At 72.9% G+C, this 16,957-nt stretch carries 18 protein-coding genes and 1 pseudogene; 9 read left to right on the forward strand and 10 right to left on the reverse strand.

Annotated features, from left to right (window positions below; genetic code table 11):
• Nucleotides 1-73 precede the first annotated feature (73 nt).
• Nucleotides 74-838: a VOC family protein gene (locus N8I86_RS06070; RefSeq protein ID WP_073894839.1), complete on the forward strand. Its 765-nt coding sequence runs from the start codon at nucleotides 74-76 to the stop codon at nucleotides 836-838.
• A 34-nt stretch (nucleotides 839-872) separates the two neighbouring features.
• Here the strand turns inward: N8I86_RS06070 and N8I86_RS06075 are convergent, their stop codons facing one another.
• Entirely contained in the window at nucleotides 873-1,463 is a 591-nt protein-coding gene (locus N8I86_RS06075) for a MarR family winged helix-turn-helix transcriptional regulator (RefSeq protein WP_073894841.1), read from the reverse strand.
• Nucleotides 1,460-3,127 carry an FUSC family protein gene (locus N8I86_RS06080; RefSeq protein ID WP_263277299.1) on the reverse strand — a complete coding sequence of 556 codons (1,668 nt, stop codon included), beginning with the start codon at nucleotides 3,125-3,127 and terminating at the stop codon, nucleotides 1,460-1,462. Before N8I86_RS06080 ends, N8I86_RS06075 begins: the two co-directional genes overlap by 4 nt.
• Nucleotides 3,128-3,293: 166 nt before the next feature.
• Between N8I86_RS06080 and N8I86_RS06085 the strand changes: the two genes are divergently transcribed.
• From N8I86_RS06085 to N8I86_RS06100, 4 genes are all read left to right on the forward strand, one after another.
• Nucleotides 3,294-3,851 carry a DUF5134 domain-containing protein gene (locus N8I86_RS06085; protein ID WP_263277300.1) on the forward strand — a complete coding sequence of 186 codons (558 nt, stop codon included), beginning with the start codon at nucleotides 3,294-3,296 and terminating at the stop codon, nucleotides 3,849-3,851.
• A gap of 90 nt (nucleotides 3,852-3,941) precedes the next feature.
• A complete protein-coding gene (locus N8I86_RS06090) occupies nucleotides 3,942-4,877 on the forward strand; it encodes a M56 family metallopeptidase (protein WP_263277301.1) in 936 nt (311 codons plus the stop codon).
• Nucleotides 4,878-4,991: 114 nt separating this feature from the next.
• Entirely contained in the window at nucleotides 4,992-5,714 is a 723-nt protein-coding gene (locus tag N8I86_RS06095) for a phosphatase PAP2 family protein (RefSeq protein WP_263277302.1), read from the forward strand.
• Nucleotides 5,715-5,724: 10 nt separating this feature from the next.
• Entirely contained in the window at nucleotides 5,725-6,414 is a 690-nt protein-coding gene (locus N8I86_RS06100) for an HAD family hydrolase (protein ID WP_263277303.1), read from the forward strand.
• 32 nt (nucleotides 6,415-6,446) lie between these two features.
• On the opposite strand, the gene N8I86_RS06105 is transcribed toward N8I86_RS06100, so the two are convergent.
• Nucleotides 6,447-6,695, reverse strand: a complete 249-nt coding sequence (locus N8I86_RS06105; RefSeq protein ID WP_123438735.1) for a DUF2630 family protein — start codon at nucleotides 6,693-6,695, stop codon at nucleotides 6,447-6,449.
• Between the two features lie 463 nt (nucleotides 6,696-7,158).
• Between N8I86_RS06105 and N8I86_RS39260 the strand changes: the two genes are divergently transcribed.
• Nucleotides 7,159-8,151: a DUF6233 domain-containing protein gene (locus tag N8I86_RS39260; RefSeq protein ID WP_404830788.1), complete on the forward strand. Its 993-nt coding sequence runs from the start codon at nucleotides 7,159-7,161 to the stop codon at nucleotides 8,149-8,151.
• Nucleotides 8,152-8,220: 69 nt separating this feature from the next.
• Here N8I86_RS39260 and N8I86_RS06110 read toward each other — a convergent pair whose 3' ends face one another.
• The 6 genes and pseudogenes from N8I86_RS06110 to N8I86_RS39565 all read right to left on the reverse strand — a co-directional run bounded on the left by N8I86_RS06110 (nucleotide 8,221) and on the right by N8I86_RS39565 (nucleotide 11,630).
• Nucleotides 8,221-8,700: a hypothetical protein gene (locus N8I86_RS06110; protein ID WP_263277304.1), complete on the reverse strand. Its 480-nt coding sequence runs from the start codon at nucleotides 8,698-8,700 to the stop codon at nucleotides 8,221-8,223.
• A gap of 309 nt (nucleotides 8,701-9,009) precedes the next feature.
• On the reverse strand, nucleotides 9,010-9,231 hold the full coding sequence (locus N8I86_RS06115; RefSeq protein ID WP_263277305.1) for a hypothetical protein: 222 nt from the start codon (nucleotides 9,229-9,231) through the stop codon (nucleotides 9,010-9,012).
• Entirely contained in the window at nucleotides 9,228-9,362 is a 135-nt protein-coding gene (locus N8I86_RS06120; protein WP_263277306.1) for a hypothetical protein, read from the reverse strand. The genes N8I86_RS06115 and N8I86_RS06120 overlap by 4 nt, the downstream gene beginning before the upstream one ends.
• 34 nt (nucleotides 9,363-9,396) lie before the next feature.
• A pseudogene (locus N8I86_RS06125) lies at nucleotides 9,397-10,187 on the reverse strand (IS630 family transposase); the annotation flags it as partial.
• Nucleotides 10,188-10,609: 422 nt separating this feature from the next.
• On the reverse strand, nucleotides 10,610-11,119 hold the full coding sequence (locus N8I86_RS06135; RefSeq protein WP_263277307.1) for a hypothetical protein: 510 nt from the start codon (nucleotides 11,117-11,119) through the stop codon (nucleotides 10,610-10,612).
• Between the two features lie 97 nt (nucleotides 11,120-11,216).
• The gene (locus tag N8I86_RS39565; protein WP_450168201.1) at nucleotides 11,217-11,630 is read right to left on the reverse strand and encodes a DUF6197 family protein; all 414 of its coding nucleotides are present in this window, start codon (nucleotides 11,628-11,630) and stop codon (nucleotides 11,217-11,219) included.
• Nucleotides 11,631-13,132: 1,502 nt separating this feature from the next.
• Here N8I86_RS39565 and N8I86_RS06145 point away from each other — a divergent pair.
• Nucleotides 13,133-13,801: a TetR/AcrR family transcriptional regulator gene (locus tag N8I86_RS06145; protein ID WP_073894848.1), complete on the forward strand. Its 669-nt coding sequence runs from the start codon at nucleotides 13,133-13,135 to the stop codon at nucleotides 13,799-13,801.
• A 161-nt stretch (nucleotides 13,802-13,962) separates the two neighbouring features.
• Nucleotides 13,963-15,297, forward strand: coding sequence for an FAD-dependent oxidoreductase (locus N8I86_RS06150; RefSeq protein WP_317633594.1), 1,335 nt, complete (start codon nucleotides 13,963-13,965; stop codon nucleotides 15,295-15,297).
• A gap of 76 nt (nucleotides 15,298-15,373) precedes the next feature.
• Here the strand turns inward: N8I86_RS06150 and N8I86_RS06155 are convergent, their stop codons facing one another.
• Complete coding sequence (locus tag N8I86_RS06155; RefSeq protein WP_073894852.1) at nucleotides 15,374-15,730, reverse strand: ArsR/SmtB family transcription factor; 357 nt, start codon at nucleotides 15,728-15,730, stop codon at nucleotides 15,374-15,376.
• Between the two features lie 131 nt (nucleotides 15,731-15,861).
• Between N8I86_RS06155 and N8I86_RS06160 the strand changes: the two genes are divergently transcribed.
• Entirely contained in the window at nucleotides 15,862-16,941 is a 1,080-nt protein-coding gene (locus N8I86_RS06160) for an NADH:flavin oxidoreductase/NADH oxidase (RefSeq protein WP_263277310.1), read from the forward strand.
• Nucleotides 16,942-16,957 lie beyond the last annotated feature (16 nt).

Consider the following 16,957-nt stretch of genomic DNA (forward strand, 5'->3'; position numbering starts at 1 on the left):
AGGCCGTTCTCCGAGCGGCCGGGGCGCTCGGCCGCTCCCCCGCCGCGGACCCGCCCGGCCGGAAGGAACCGTCATGAAGATCGACAAGCCGGTGCCCGGCGGCCCCTGCTGGACCGAGCTGGGGACGAGCGACCTGGAGGGGGCCAAGCGGTTCTACGCCGAGCTGTTCGGGTGGCGGCCGGAGACCGACCCGCGTCAGGAGGCGGGCGGGTACACGGTGGCGCACCTGGGGGACGCGGCGGTGGCCGCCCTCAGCCCCCTGTACCAGGAGTCCCAGCCCGTGGCATGGAACGTGTCGTTCGCCGTGACCGACGCGGACACGGCGGGGCGGCGCGTGGAGGAGGCCGGCGGCACGGTGGTCCTCGGCCCCATGGACGTGTTCGACGTGGGCCGGTTCGCGGTGGCCGTCGACCCGACGGGCGCGGCCTTCCAGCTGTGGCAGGCGCGGTCCTTCCCGGGCGCCGGGCTGTTCAACGCGCCCGGCACGCTCGGCTGGGTGGAGCTGGCGACGCGGGAGACCGAGCGGGCCCGCGACTTCTACACCTCGGTGTTCGACTGGAGCGTCAACGCCTCGCAGGCGTACACGCAGTGGGGCGTCGACGGGGAGGACTTCGGCGGCATGCTGGACATGGGCGACCGGTTCCCGCCCGAGGTGCCGGCGCACTGGCTGCCGTACTTCGCGGTGGACGACGTGGACGCGGCGGCGGACGTCACGGCACGCGCGGACGGTGCCGTGACCGTGGCTCCGGCGTCGATGCCGAACGGCCGGCGCATCGCGGTGCTGCGGGACCCGCAGGGCGCGGCGTTCGGGGTGTACCGGGCACCCGACGAGGGGTGAGCGGCCGGGCGGTTCCCGGGCCGCCGGGAGCCGCCTACGCGCGCGGTGCTCCCGAAAGGCCCTCCAGGCGGCTCAGCAGCTCGGCGAGGAGCCCGGCCAGTTCGCCCTGGCCCTCGGGGGCGAGCGTGGAGAGTACGGCCGTCTCGTAGGCGAGCTGCTCGGGCAGGATGCCGTCCACCAGGTCGCGGCCGGCGTCGGTGAGCCGTACGTGGGCGACGCGGCGGTCGCGGGTGTCCACGCGCCGCTCGACCAGCCCGCGCTCGGTCAGCTGTTTGAGCCGCTTGGTGACGGCCGCCCCGGACGAGAAGGTCTCCCGGGCGACGTCCCCGGGGGTCAGTTCGTGGCCCGTGCGCCGCAGCGCGCCGAGCAGGTCGAACTCGGGGCGGCTGAGACCGGCCCGGCGCAGCGGAGCGTCCTCGGCCTGCTGGAGCAGGGCGGCACAGCGGTTGATCCGCCCGATGACCTCCATGGGCCCGGTGTCCAGTCCGGGGTGCACGGTCCGCCACTGCCGGACGACGGCGGCGACCGTGTCGTTCCCGGCGGCGCCCGCCGCGCCCCGGCGCGGCGCCCGCCCGTCGTTCGTCGCGTCGGCCCCGGCCGCCGGTTCGCCGTTCGTCGCCGTCATGGCCGTGTGTCCTCCGTCGTCCTGCCGGGGTCGTGGTCCTGCGGTGCGAGGCCCTGGGCCCGTACTGTCGCGGCGAGCGTACGGTGTCCGGACTGCTCGGTGAGCACGACGCGGTCCTCGGGCAGAGCGCGTTGCCACCACTCGCCGGCGGCCGCGTCGGCCGTGGCGCGCAGGTCGACCAGGGCGGCGGCCAGGGTGCGGCGGGCGGACCCCAGGGCGCGCGGTGCCGGGTGCGGCTCGGCGAGCAGGCGGGCGGCGTTCTCGCGGGCGCGATCCGCCGCGGTCAGGGCCTGTTCCAGGCGGTCGCCCGCCCGGCGGTTGGTGACGGCCACGGCCGCGGCGAAGCCGACCAGCGCGCCGACGAGGGTGTCGGCGACCCGCTCGGTGATCAGCTGTCCCGGGTGCTGGGCGCGGGCGAACTCCGTGATGAGCAGGGCCATCGGGGTGACGCAGACGGTGCCGAGCCAGTAGTTGCGGCCGATCAGCGCCTCCGCGCCGAAGTTGAGGGCGAGGCAGCACACGACCAGCGCGGCCGGGTGGAGGTGGGCGAGCGGGGCGAGGGCGGCGAAGAAGAGGACCCCGACGAGGTTGCCGACGACGCGCTGGATGCCCCGGTTCCAGGTGAGGGTGACGTTGGCCTGGTAGAGGGAGGCCGCGGTGACCAGCGCCCAGTAGGGGCGGCCGACGCCCAGCGCGAGGGAGGCGTAGCCGGCCAGTGCGCAGCCGACCGCGGTACGTGCGGCGATCGGGGCGAAGGGCGCGAGGCGCTGCCACGCCGGGCGCCGCGGGTGGGCGAGTTCGGCTGCCACGCCGAGGAGTTCGTCGGCGGCGTCGCGCGGGGCGGCGGTGCGCGGGATCCGTCCGGTGCCGCGCAGACCGCGGGCCCAGGCACGCAGTCGCGCGGGGTCGGCGTCGGCGGGGGCGGCGAGGGCGACCTCGGCGCGGACGAGGAGCTGTTCGAGGGCGCGCCGGGTGTGGTCGGGTCGGGCGCCGGCGGCGAGCAGCGACTGCCAGGCGGCGTGGATGGCGGCGGCGCTCGCGGCGCGGGCCCGGGCGTGGCCGTCGGAGGTGCCGCGGGTGTCGGCGTACGCGGCGGCCGCGTTCAGGGCGGTCGCGGTGGCGCGGCGCTCGGGGCCGTGCGGGCGCAGCAGTCCGGGCGCCATGCCGACCAGCCACGCCCAGGCACCCGCGGCCAGGGCCAGTCCGATGTGTCCGGGCAGCTGGCCGAGGGTCTGCGGCACGAACAGGGAGGCGGAGCTGATGAAGGTGAGGACCACGCTGCCGGGCGGGCCGAGACGGGTGGCGTCGCACGCGGTCTTCTGCGCGGCGGCCATGAGCGCGCCGACCGTGACGAGGACGACGGCGTCGGAGGTGAGCGACGCCGCGAGCAGGGACAGGGCGAGGCCGCCGACCATGCCGAGCACGACCCCGGCCAGGATGCGGGCGCGGGCGGCGTAGGGGCGGTTGTGGCCGTAGAGGGCGCACAGCGATCCGGCCATCGTGTACATGGCCAGGTCGAGGCGGCCGAGGGCCAGCAGGATCAGGTTGGGCGGGGCGACCGCGGCGACCACGCTCAGCGCGGGCTTGAACCAGATGTCGGAGGGCCTGCCCAGCCGCAGGACTCCGGCCAGGGGAAGACGGCGTGGGGTGGTCGCACTGCTCATACAGACAATTTAGCATGTGTTTTACTCGTAAATAATTACCTTCTCCCTCCACGCTCACCAGTCGTGCTCCGGCGAATGCCCCCCGTGTACACCCTTGCGCTCGCGTGCGCTCCGCGCCCCGTGGGCATCGCATCACTGGACCGGATGTCGAGCGGGGGAGGCGCGCGTGCACGGACCGGTGTCGGCGGCCTGGTTGCTGGTCGCCCTGTGCACGGCCACCGGGGCCTACTGCCTGCTGCGCATGCGCAGCGGAGTCGAGGAGCAGCGCCGCGCCGCGGGCGGTGAGGCGCTGATGGGCTTCGGCATGGCCATGATGGCCGTACCGGCGGCTGCGTTCACCCCCCCGGTGTGGGCGTGGCCGGTGTACGCGGCGGTGTTCGCCGCGGCGGCCCTGCGCGCCCTGTGGGCCGCGCGCAGGAGCCCCCACCATCTGCACCACCTGGTGGGCGCGGGGGCCATGGTCTACATGGCGGTGACGATGGCCGCGGCGCCGGCCACCGCGCACCACGCGCACGGCGGCGCGGGCGTGCCTCTGCTGACCGGCGGTCTCCTGCTGTACTTCGCCGCCTACGTGCTGCTCTCGGGCGCCCGGCTGGTGCCGGCCGGCGGCACCGCGGCCGGGACCGGCGTCGTGGCCGCACGCTGGGGCGACCGTCCGGAACTCGCCCGGGCCTGCCGGCTGTCCATGGGCATCGGGATGGTCGCGATGCTGCTGCCCATGTGACGGCACCCCTCGCCGACGGGCGCGTTGCCTGCGTCACTCGGCGCCGTGGACCGTACCCCCGCACGGCTCCGCGCTCATAGGGTGCTGACCATGATGGTCCCCGTGACCCTGCTGCTGCTCGGCGCCCTGACCGCCGTCGTGGCCCCGAGGCTGCTCGCCAGGGCCGACTGGCCGGACCGCGAACCGGTCCTCGCCCTCTGGGTGTGGCAGTGCGTCGTGGCGGCCGTACTGCTGTGCTGCGCCCTGTCGATGACGCTCAGCGCGGCGGCGGCCTGGCAGGCGGTGCGCGGGCACGTCTTCGCCTCGGCCCCGCGCGCGGTCGTGGACGCTTACGCCCTCGGCGCGGCCGGACCCTGGGCGGCGCCCACCGCCGTGATCCTCGCCTCGGCCGGCCTGTGGAGTCTGGCGATGCTGGTGCGCGAGGTCGTACGGGCCCGGGCGCGCCGTCGCGACCGGCGGGCCGAACTCCTGCTGCGCGCACCGCTGTTGCCGGGCGAGGAGCGGGCGGCCGGCCGGCTGGTGGTGCTGGAGGGCGAGCGCCCCGACGCCTGGTGGCTGCCCGGGACGGCGCCTCGGCTGGTCGTCACGACGGCCGCGTTGCGCCGGCTGAAGGGGCGTCGGCTCGACGCGCTCGTCGCTCACGAGGAGGGGCACGCACAGGCCCGGCACGACTGGCTGCTGCACTGCTCGGCCGCGCTGGCCGGCGGCTTCCCGCAGGTCCCGGTGTTCGCCGGGTTCCGTGACGAGATGCACCGGCTGGTCGAGCTGGCCGCCGACGACGTGGCCTCCCGGCGGGTCGGCCGGCTGACCACTGCGCTGGCGCTCGTCGAACTCAACGAGGAGCGCGGGGTGTTCGGTCGCTCCCCCACGCCGCAGGCGCATGTGCCGCAACGCGTCCACCGCCTCCTGGCCCCGCCCGACCGCCTGCCCGCGCTGCGCCGCCTGCGCCTGACGGCGGCCGCCGCCCTGGTACCGGTGATCCCGGTGCTGGTGGCCCTGGTCCCGGGGCTGCGCGCGCTGGGCTGAGGCGACGCCGGACCTGCGGGTACAGCCGCGAACGGCGCCCGCAGCGCGGCCCGGCACCGCCGGACTCGGCCTCCACGCTGGCCCCGCGGGCGTCCGGTCGGCGAAGATCGCGGGATGCGCCAACGGCCCGTAGTCTCCCCGTCCCGTCCCCGTGCCCCGCGCGGCGCTGCCCTCCTGGCCGCCGTCCTCGGTGCCTGTGCCGTGCTGCTGCTCGTCCTCGTCGTCGTCGGCTGGCACCCGCTGCTCACCGTGGACGGGGACGTCTCCCGGACCACCCATCGCTGGGCGGTCGGCGATCCCGGCGTCACCCACGCCTTCCGGGTGCTCACGGACTGGGTGTGGGATCCGCTGACCATGCGTCTGGTCGCCGCCGCCGCGGCGGTGTGGCTGGTGTGGCGGCGCGCGGCCTGGTGGTCGGCGGTGTGGCTGGCGGCCGGCGTGGCGGCGGCGACGCTCGTCCAGCAGTCGGTGAAGGCCGCCGTCGACCGGCCGCGCCCGGTCTGGCCGGACCCGGTGGACTCGGCCCACTACGCGGCCTTCCCGTCCGGTCACGCCATGACGGCCACCGTGGTCTGCGGCCTGCTGCTGTGGCTGCTGCACCGCCGCGGCGCGGGTCGCGTCCTGTGGTGGACGGCCGTCGCGGCGGCACTGGTCTCGGTCGGGGGCGTGGGGCTGACCCGGGTGTGGCTCGGGGTGCACTGGCCCTCGGACGTGCTGGGCGGCTGGCTGCTGGGGGCGCTGATCGCGGCACTCGCCGTGGTGGGCCACGAGTGGCCGCGGGCCGGCCGCGCGGATATCCCCGGCCGGCGCCCGGGGCCCGGGCGCTGGTCCGGATAGAGTCCGGCACATGGCCGCCGTGCTGTTCGACTTCTCAGGGACGCTCTTCCGGGTCGAGTCCACCGAGTCCTGGCTGCGGGCGGCGCTGGACGAGCGCGGAGCCACCCTGTCCGGCCCGGAACTGGCCGAAGCCGCACGGGCCCTGGAGGCGGCCGGCGCGCTGCCGGGCGGGGCGGTGCCGGTGGAGCTGCCGGCGGACCTGGCCGGCCTGTGGGCGGTCCGGGACGAGAGCGCGGAACTGCACCGGGCCGCCTACACGGGGCTGTCCCGGCGGGTCGCACTCCCCGACCCCGGCCTGCACGACGCCCTGTACGAGCGGCACATGTCCCCCGCCGCCTGGTCCCCCTACCCGGACGCCGGGACGGTGCTGCGCACGCTGCGGGAGCGCGGCGTCGGCGTGGGCGTGGTCAGCAACATCGGCTGGGACCTCCGCCCGGTCTTCCGCGAGCACGGGCTCGACCCGTACGTCGACGCGTACGTGCTGTCGTACGAGCACGGGGTGCAGAAGCCGGATCCGCGGCTGTTCTCGGTGGCCTGCGAGGCGCTGGGGGCCGATCCCCGGCAGGTCGTGATGGTCGGCGACAGCAGGGCGGCCGACGGCGGCGCGGCGGCCCTCGGCTGCCGCGTGCACTTCGTGGACCACCTGCCGGTCGCGCACCGGCCGGACGCGCTGCTGCCGGTGCTGGACCTGGTGCGCTGAGTCCGGCGGACCGCGCGGCGGTCCGGGCGGCTTCAGCCCTGGTAGCCCTCGACCTGGGAGGAGGGCCGCACCTCCGCGTCGTCGGGGTTCCCGCCGTACTCGGCCTTGGCCCGGCGCTGGCGCAACAGGTCCCAGCACCGGTCGAGTTCCTGCTCGAGCCGGCCCAGCCGCTGCTGCTCGGTGGACGTGTCGATCCGGCCCGAGGCGAGCTCTTCCCTGAGCCTGCGTTCGTCCTCGACCATCTCCGTGATCCTGTTCAGGATCTGCTGGTCCTGCTCCATGACCACCCGCCTCCTCGGCTCGGTACCCGAGCCCACTGTAGGAAGGGACCGGCGGGTCGGCGACAGCAGCGGACGGGAACGAGCGGGGAACGGGCCGTCGACCGGCGTGCCGCACCGTCCGTCTGAGACGATCCCCCGCGTCGCCCCAGACACCTGCGGCCAATGCATGGACCTGCCAAATCGCAGCGTTTCCGCTGGTGGATGCCTAGTGGCGCCCATGTATCGCTGGGTTGCTTGTGTGTTGCTCGGGGTTGCTGCTGCGCCCCCGTCTCCCACCTGTCTCCCAAAACGCCCCCACAAAGGGATGCGCCCCCAGCCCGTCGACTGGGGGGGGCGCTCGTGTCGGCAGCCACTCCACGGGTAGCTACGCCTGCGAAGGCGGTTAACGAGCCTGACGCACCTCGACCGCGAGCTCGCGGAGACGGAGACCGTCGGCACGTACCTGCGGCTGCAGCGGGACGCCGTGCGCCAGGCCCTCGCCGCCACCGACCGGCCGGCACCCCAGGCGCGGCCGGCGCCCGCGCCCGAGCGGCCAGCCCTCGAGCCCGCACGCCCGACCGGGTACCTGGTCGAGCAGCGGCTGCAGGCCGGGGACCCGCTCGGCGCCGCCATCCACACCGCCCACTGCCGGCAGACCGAGCGGGAGACACGGGCGATCACCGCGGACGAGGCGCGGCAGGCGCTCGCTGGGGATCCGAAGTTCTTTCGGGCGTGCGACTTCTGCCAGCCCGGGAAAGCGCTCTCGGGCTGGTCGAGGGCAGCCGCGGAGCCTCCCGTGGGGAGCCGGGAGGAGCGGCGGGCCCTGCCGCCAGGTGATCGGCAGGGCCCTACGGGAACCACCTGGGGAGGAGGAACCCGCGCACACCATGCACCACAAACCAGCCAGCCGGATAGATCACGGCCGAAAGTGTTTGGTCCTGCGGGATCAGTCGTTCTTCGCTGCTCGCACTGCAGCCGGACAGCGAGCCCAGATGCCTCGACGGATAGCACCAAGTCCCGCCCGCCGCATCCCTCCTGTCGCTACGTTGGCGGCCTCGCAACGCCTTGGGGGCAACATGAAATTCGTCTGGGCACTCCTCACCCTGGTATTCGGCGTAGCCACGCTCGCAGCCGTCGGAAACGGCCTCCAATCTTTGAAGAGCGCTGGCGCGTCCGGTGCCCACAACAGCTACAGCATCAGCACTGGAATCCTGGACGGCGTCTTGCAAGTCCTCTTCATCGCGCTCCTTGGGCTCGCCACCAGATTCTGCTACCGGCGAGCCTCGCGTGGCAGCAAGCCCCAGCCCGCCGCCGGCAGACGGCCCTGGGAACGCTGACAGCAAAAGTGCCGCCCCCATGTGAGGGCGGGCGCCCGATCAATCTGGCGCGGCGGTGCGATCATCGGCCGCATCGGGAGCATGGATCGCCCTTGCCTCGCTGCTGCGCCTCCGCCAGGGATACCGGCTCGACGGGGTAGACCTTCCAGCCCATGGTGACGGCTGTACGCTGCGCGCCGACGTCGTGGGTGGGGTGAAGGGCGCGGCGGTCAGGTGTGGATGGCGAGCTTGAACTCTGCGCAGACCAGATGCCGGGCCTCGCGGTCGTTGTGGGCGACACGCAGCGCGATCGGCGTGCCTGGGTACACCCAGATGCCGTGGCCCTTCGTGAAGCACTGCATGCCGGGGCTCGGCGGCCGATGGTCGGTTGCGGTGGTGTTCACCGGGTCGTCGGTGTAACCGAGCGGGTCGCGGACGAACTGATCGCGGAGTTCCGTGTAGCCGCCCGACTCCCACTGGACCATCCCGTAGAACTGGCCCCAGCCCTCCCGCGCGGGCCAGATCAGTCCAGCCCGGTCGTCAGTTGCCCAAGCGGCCACCTGAGCGCCGTCGGGCTGGGTGGCCTGGTGCATGTTCCAGGAGTCGGACGGCTCGGCAGCACCGAAGGGAAAGCGGACGACGTGGTAGGCGCCGTCGGCGGGGATCGACTGCGGGGTGGTCAGCTTCAGGGAGCAGACGTAGACAGCCATGGTGGTCTCCTCACCAGACACGGACCGGTCGGACGTTGATCACGTGCCCCATCACGACGACGCTGCATGTTCTGCGTGGCGTTGGCCCTGAACGTCTTCACTCCGGTGATACCCGAAAACCGTGCTCGCGCCTTCAAGGCGTCGACGAGTTCTTGCAGAGCAGCGTCGGCGTCGGCCTCGAGCGCGGGCCCCTCGAAAGTGATCGTGGCGCTCACGGTGACGGTTGAGGCCGTCCCGTACTGGCAGGACACGGTATAGCTCGGCGCGGAGTCGGACGTGACAGGGCTGTCGTAGGGCACTCGGGTCTCCTCAGAAATGGACGGTCACGATGACCAGGCCGTCGTGGCCGTCCCCGCCCGCCTGCGCGGTCGTGGCGGCCGTACCGCCGACAGCGCCACCACCACAGCCGTATCGGTTGCCGGAGTCGAACGTGCCGCCCGCGGCCGAACCGGTCACGCCGGGGCCGCGCCGCTGTCCGCCGAGGTAGTTAGCGCCGCCGCTACCGGTGTAGGCCAGCGCCGCGGAGATCACGAAACGTTCAGGCCGTCGCCACCGGTGACGAGAAGGTCCCCGGCCGTGCCACCGCCGCCCGCCGCCTGGCTGGAGGTGGTGGCGGCCACGCCGCCGCCACCGGCGCCGCCGCCGATGACTTGGACGAACACCCACTTGTAGTTCGTGGGCTTCGTCCGGGTGCCGTTACTGACTTTGTAGTCGTGGTGTCGTCAGGGTGAGTCCTGTTCCGGTGAGGCAGCCGTCGATGATGCTGTTGCGGTATTGGATCTGGCGGAGGCCGTGCCGTAGCCGGTGGATGAGGTGGTTCGGGTCGGTGAAAGCTGTGTTGGCCTGGGTGGTCCGGCGGACGATTGAGCAGATGCCTTCGACGGGGTTCAGGTCGGGTGCGTAAGGCGGCAGGTGGTAGGCCGTGATCCAGTCCTGCGCCTCGATGAAGGCCCTCATCCGGCGGTCTTTGTGGACGTTCAAGTTGTCCCAAATGAGACGAGGGGGCCGTCCAGTTGCTGCTGGGCGGTGACGAGGAGATCGCGGTACTCGCTCCACGCGAAGCTCTTGCGGCCTGCGCTTTTGTGGTCGGTGTGCCGTTTGGGCCGGTAGATCGATCGGGAGCGTTCGCCGGGTTTGTAGCAACACAGGGCGGCTATGGAAAAGCGCCGCTGGGAGCACCCGCGGACCCGGATGACGGGTGTGGTGCCGCGCCGGCTCCATGCGCGAGGTCGGCGGCGTCATCGAGAACCCGGCTTCGTCCTCGAAGACGACCCAAGCCCCGAGCGCCGCCGCGGTGTTTCCACGTTCGGCCACACGTCCTTCACCCAACCGGCCACGGCCGCCTCATCGCGCTCGAGGGCACGCCGAGCCGGAACCCGATGACTCCAGCCATGGCGCCGCATCTGCTAAATCCCCGACAGCGTCATCGACTTGTGAAAACGCCGACCGATCAATGTCTTGATCCTGACCAGCGTCCATCTCTGATCCAGCCGGTCTGAGGTATCCGCAGGGCGGGGATCTGACGGCGGAGAGAGGCAGGCATTCCGCAAGCGGGTCAGGCTGGAAGCGGCTGCGATGTTTGCCCAGGCCCCTCGCGCGTGCACTCGTCGCGCCTCGCCTTGGGCAGGTCCCACACGAGGTAGCCGGCCTGATTGCCGCGGCCGGTCTTGCCGATGCGGCCCTCGGAGGCCCAGCGCCAGATCGTGCCGACGGCGACGCCCGAGTACCCGAGTAATAGACGGCGTCAGAGGCTGAGACGTAGCCAGGAGGCATCGTTTCACCTCCCCGGGAATGGCGAGAGGCCCACCAGTCTGGCGGGCCTCAAAGCGCACGAAGGCTATCTGAGCAGATCATGACTTCGGTGGTGCCAGAGTGTCAAGTTGTGGTTGAGGGTTCGCGTGTCGCGTCGTCAGCCGAGGCTCCCGGCGAACTCTCCGTTCTCGGCTTCCTTGGCGGTCAACTGCAGGGTGCCACGGTGGGAAACCTCGACCTTGTAGAACTTCTCGCCGGTGGGCACCTCGGGGACGCTGACCTTGAACGTGCAAGTGCCCAGGTCTTCGCTGGACTTGCCGAGTCCTCCGGTAGCAACGACGTCGCCTGAGGCCCCGTACACAGTGACGGAGGTGCCCTCGGCTATGTCGTCGTAACCGCTATCGAGGCGCCCTCGGCAGCCTCCGTTGCCGTCGGCGGTGACCGAGTCGGTGAGTTCAAACGAGCCCTTGAGTGTGAAGGTGGAGGGCTTGTCGGGCCCGCTGTTGGCGGTGATGGCCCAGACGCCGCCCATGAGGCCGGCTCCGACGGCGAGGCCGATGATGCCTGCGGCGATGGGCGTCAGCGGCTTCTTGGGTGCCGCCGTGACGGCTGGTGGTTCGGTGGGCAGCGGCGGGATGGTGGGCTGCTCGGGTGTTTCGCTCGTCATGGTCCCCCCATGGTTGCGCGGAAACGGGATGCTATCGCTGGATGATGTTGCTGGGCCCCGGTCGGTTAGGGATTCACCGATTCGAGATGCTCGGGTGCTACTGCCCACGTAGGTCGGCGAGTTCGGCGGCCCGGCCGAGGGCGAGGAGGACAGGCCGCGGGCCGCGCTGGGCATCGTTCCACGACGGCACGGTCTTCTCCCCGCCGAACTCCCGTCGCACGATCTCCAGCAGGAGCGCGCAGGCGTCGTCGGCCTGCTCCCGACTGTCGGCCTCGACGCGGACGGCTCCGATGGCGCAGCGCCGGCCGTCCTCCCGGAGCGCCCCGCGCGCCCAGCCGTCTTTCTCGATACGGGCGACCGCCCGGTGCAGCAGCGCGGCGAGCGGGGTGGCGTAGGGCGCGGGGGCCGCGGTGGGCGGCTGCGGGATGGTGATCTCCGGCAGCGGGTCGAGAGCGATGTGTGCGGAGTTGACGTCGACGGCCAGGCCGGCGAGGGCGAGCCGACCGTCCATGATGGCGCCCACCTCGGCGAGCCGCGCGTCGTTGGGCCTGCGCCGGGCTGCTGCCGGGGCTACGCCGCCTTGCTGCCGGGGCTACGCCGCCTTGCTGCCGGGGCTGCCGGGCTGATGCCGGGTCCAGGAGGGCCGCGGCGGCCTTCTCGACGGCCTCGCGGCGCCAGCCTCGCAGGTAGCTGCCTTCGGCGCAGTCGGTGCGGTCCGACTTCACGCCGGGCGCGTGCTTGCGCAGCCGGTTGGATAGGGCTGTGGCGTCGATGCCGTCGAAGCCGGCGGCGTCCAGTGCGGGCAGCAGCACCTCGCCGGTGGGCAGGAAGTCGCGGCGCTTCTGGTCGAAGAGGTCGAGCAGCGCGGCGACGAACTCGGCGTCCGGGTGCTCGCAGTTGACGAGCCGGTCGGTGAGGTTCTCACGCTGACCTTCGGCGGAGAGGGTGGAGCCTGCGGCGAGGACGGTGTCGGCGTCCATGCGGGTGATGCCCGCGGCGGCCCGCTCGGGTAGGGCGGCGGAGATCTGATCGCGGCTGTACTGGTTGAACTGGTAGCGGATGGCGCGGTTGAACAATCCGCCCATGATCATGGCCTGGCCGGCGTCGTTGGCGACGGGGCCGACGGCGGGCTTCATGCGGTCGGGCCGCCAGCCCTGGGCGCCTGCGCCGGGGCCGAAGGCGATGCGGACGTCTTCGAAGCGGCAGGCCATGAGGATGCGGAAGGCGACGATCATTGCGACGGCGTCGCCGAGGGCGTCGGCGGTGGCTATCTGCCCGGCCATGAACAGGTAGATGCCGTACTGGCGGCCGGTGCGCAGGATCTTGATGGCGAGGTCTTTGCCGCGGGGACTGAGCTGGATGAACTCGTCGATGTTGATGTAGAGGTTGGGGTGCTTCTCGGTGGCGTGCCAGCGGTCGCCCATGCCGAGGGTGGGCAGGAGCTTGCCGCGGGCGGTGACGTAGGCGAGGGCCTCTTCGAGGGCTTCCTCGCACTCCTCGGGTGTGCGGGCGCGCCGGCTGGCGAGGTCGCCGAACTCGGCGAGGCCGCCCTTGATGGGGTCGAGGTCCCAGACGACGGCGTCCCGGCAGGCGGTGAGCGCCTCGTTGATGGTGCGCAGGGCGCCGAGGGTCTTGGCGATGGAGCTGGACATCGCGGCGGATCTGCAGAGGCTGTGGGAGGCCTAGGTGGCGGTGAAGGATCACCACCGGGAATGGGAGGAGCCCCGCCTCAGCCGCTCCCAACGAGGCCCCCGTGAGTTGATCTCCCAGAAATCTCCCACGCCCGAATCCGAGGGCGAGGAAGATGAAGAGGCGACCTAGCGCGACTGTCCGTCTGACCTGCCGCGCAGGCATTTGAGGCGGTCACGGTTCAGCACACCGAAACCGTCCGTCTGAGACGATCCCCCGCGTCGCCCCAGACGGACGGCAGCTCTTGACAGGCCCCGCGTACCGCGGTGCCTGTGTTGCGTTGAGTATAGTTGGCTGGCAGCCAGTCAACGCAGGAGTTACAGGATGTCCCCGCGCAGCGCCTCGGTCAATGAAGAGTTGCGGCGGCGTTCCCGCGAGCGGCTGCTCCAGGCGGCCGTGGAGCTGGTCGACGAGCGCGGCTTCGAGGCCACGACGCTCGGCGACATCGCGGACCGTGCCGGCTCGGCGCGGGGGCTGGTCTCGTACTACTTCCCCGGCAAGCGCCAGCTGGTGCAGTCGGCCGTGCACCGGCTGATGCACCGCACGCTGGAGGAGGCGCTGGAGCGGGAGCCGTGCACCGACGACGGGCCCGAACGGCTGGCCCGGGCGGTCGACGCGATCCTCGGCCTGGCCCGGGACCGTCCGGTGCTCATGCGCCAGCACATGGCGGGGCTGCTCCAGGCCGAGGGGTTCGTCCAGTGCCCGGAGCAGCGGCGGCTCTCGGAGCTGCTCGGCGACACGGTCGCCCGGTACGGCTCCCACGACGTCGCGGCCGACTACCCGATGCTGCGGGCGCTGCTGATGGGCGCGGTGTTCGCGGCACTGGTGCCCGGGGTGCCGATGCCGGTGCCGGCCCTGCGGGCCGAACTGTTCCGGCGGTACGGACTCGACTGGGAGCTGGGTGTGCCGCCGGACAGCGAGACGGCCACCGGGACGCGGGACCGCGACCTGTCCCGCTTCTTCGCGACGGAGGAACGCCCGAGCGAGGCGTGACCGGGTCGCCGGGGCGGTCCGATGCCCCCGGTACGGCCGGACCGCCCGGCCCGCGAGCCCGACACGCGTCCGGTCGGCCCGCGGGACCCTGCCGCAGCGGGCCTCGCGGTGCCATGCTGGAACCGTCCGCACACCACCTCCTTCGGGCGAGGAGTACCGCTGTGCTGCGTGTCGCCGTCGTGGGTTCCGGGCCGAGCGGGTGCTACATCGCCCAGAACCTCGTCCAGCTCGATCCGGACGTCCAGGTGGACGTCCTGGACCGGCTGCCGTGTCCGTACGGCCTGGTCCGGTACGGCGTCGCGCCGGACCACGAGAAGATCAAGTCGCTGCAGGGCAGCCTGCGGACCGTGCTGGAGCACGAGCGGGTGCGGTTCCTCGGCGGGGTCCGGGTGGGCGGCCCCGGCGGCCTGCCGGTGGAGCGCCTGCGGACGCTGTACCACGCGGTGGTGTACTGCGTGGGCGCCGCCACCGACCGCCGGCTCGGCGTCCCCGGCGAGGAACTGCCGGGCAGCTGGTCGGCGACCGAGTTCGTGTCCTGGTACAGCGCGCACCCGGACGCGGCCGACGGGGGCTTCCTGCGCGGGGTGCGCTCGGCGGTGGTCATCGGAGTGGGCAACGTCGCGGTGGACGTCACGCGGATGCTGGTCCGCGGCGCGGGCGAGCTGCGGCCGACGGACATCCCGCAGGCGGCCCTCGACACACTGGCCGGCAGCGGGATCCGCGAGGTGCAGATGGTGGGCCGGCGCGGCCCCGCACAGGCCCGCTTCACCACCAAGGAGCTGCGCGAGCTGGGCACCATCCCGGACACCGAGGTGGTCGTCGACGCGGCCGAGCTGGCGCTGGGTTCGCTCGACCCGGCCGCGCTCCCGGCCGTGCCGCGCCGCAATGTGGAAGTGCTGCGCGGCTGGGCGGCCCGGCCCCCGGCACCGGCCGGGCGGCGGATCCGGCTGCGGTTCTTCCTGCGCCCCGTCGAACTGCTCGAACAGGCGGGCCGGGTGGGCGCCGTGCGCTTCGAGCGCACGGCTCCGGACGGCCGCGGCGGTGTGACGGGGACGGGCCGGTACGAGGACGTGCCCGCCCAGCTGGTGCTGCGCTCGGTCGGCTATCGCGGTGTCCCGCTGGACGGTCTGCCCTTCGACCCCGCGACCGGCACGGTGCCGCACACGGCGGGGCGGGTCGTGCGCGACGGCGTCCCCTCCCCCGGCGAGTACGTCGCCGGATGGATCAAGCGGGGGCCGACGGGCGTCATCGGCACCAACCGGCCCTGCGCGAAGGAGACGGCGCTGTCCCTGCTCGCCGACGCCTCCGTGCTGGCCCGGGCGGACGTTCCGGCCGATCCGGTGGAGGCCCTGCGGTTGGCGGGCGGCGAACCGGTGCCCTGGAGCGGGTGGCTGTCCATCGAGCACGCCGAGGCCGCGCTGGGCGAGCGGCTCGGACGGAGCGTGGTCAAGCTCGCCGACTGGGAGGCGCTGCTCGGGGCGGCGCGACCGTCGTAGCGGCGCGACCGTCGTAGCGGCGTGACCGTCGTCCCGGGGCGGGCGGGCCGGTTCGGGCGGGCCGGGGCGGCGGGCGTCAGACGCGTTCGCCGAGCCTGCGGGCCTGGCGGTCGGCGGCGGCGAGGAGGCTGTCGAGCAGCCCCGGGAAGAGTCCGTCCAGATCCTCCCGGCGCAGGGCGTTCATCTTCGCCGTACCCCGGTACACCTGCCGGATGACACCGCTCTCGCGCAGCACCCGGAAGTGGTGCGTGGTGGTGGACTTGGTCACCGGCAGGTCGAAGCGCGAGCAGGACAACTCGGCCGACTCCGCGGCGAGTTCGCTGACGATCCGCAGCCGCATGGGGTCGGCGAGCGCGTGCAGCAAGCCCTCCAGCCGGATCTCCTCCCGCTCCGGGTGCGGCAGCGCACGGCCGGGGGTGACGGTGTCGGTCACGGCTGCCGCCCTTCGTCGCGGTCGTATTCGATGCTGCACATTGTACGAGAGTCATCGTAGTTTGACATCCCTCGTAGTACGAGGACTATCGTACGAGTCGACCACCGGTCCCGTGACGAATGGAGTCCGTAGTGAGCGCGCTCTTCGAGCCCATCACCCTGCGCGAAGTGACCATCCCGAACCGGGTGTGGATGTCACCGATGTGCCAGTACTCGGCCGAGGCCGAGGGCCCGCTCGCCGGGGCCCCGCACGACTGGCACTTCGCGCACTACGCCGCCCGGGCCACCGGCGGCACCGGACTCGTCATGGTCGAGGCCACCGCGGTCGCCCCCGAGGGCCGGATCTCCCCCTACGACCTCGGCCTGTGGAACGACACCCAGGTGGAGGCCTTCCGCCGGATCACCCGCTTCCTCACCGCGCAGGGTTCCGTGCCCGCCGTCCAGCTCGCACACGGCGGGCGCAAGGCGTCCACGGAGCGGCCCTGGCGGGGCGGCGCACCCGTCGGGCCCGAGGCGCACGGCTGGCAGCCGGTCGCCCCGAGCCCGCTGCCCTTCGACGAGCGCCACCCGGTGCCGACCGAGCTGACGGCCGAACAGATCGGGGAGGTCGTCGGCCAGTTCGCGGCGGCGGCCCGGCGGGCGCTGGCCGCCGGCTTCGAGATCGCCGAGATCCACGGCGCCCACGGCTACCTGATCAACGAGTTCCTCTCCCCGCACTCCAACCACCGCACGGACGCCTACGGCGGCTCGTACGAGAACCGCACCCGGTTCGCGCTGGAGGTCGTCGACGCCGTCCGGGAGGTGTGGCCGCAGGACAAGCCGCTCTTCTTCCGCATCTCGGCGACCGACTGGGTCGAGGAGGGCGGCTGGACGCCAGACGACACCGTCCGCTTCGCCCGCGACCTGCGTGCCCACGGCGTGGACCTGCTCGACGTGTCGACCGGCGGCAACGTCGCCGGCGCGCGCATTCCGACCGGGCCGGGCTACCAGGTCCCGTTCGCCGCGCGGGTCAGGGCGGAGACGACGTTGCCGGTCGGCGCCGTGGGCCTGATCACCGACGCGGAGCAGGCCCAGAAGCTCGTCGCGAACGGCGAGGCCGACGCCGTGTTCCTCGGCCGGGAGCTGCTGCGCAACCCGTCCTGGGCCCGGCAGGCCGCCCGCGAGCTGGGCGGCGAGGTGAGGGTGCCGGACCAGTACCACCGCTCGGTCTGAGTCCACCGCCCCGTCC

It is taken from the genome of Streptomyces albidicamelliae, from assembly GCF_025642175.1.
GTDB lineage: Bacteria > Actinomycetota > Actinomycetes > Streptomycetales > Streptomycetaceae > Streptomyces > Streptomyces albidocamelliae.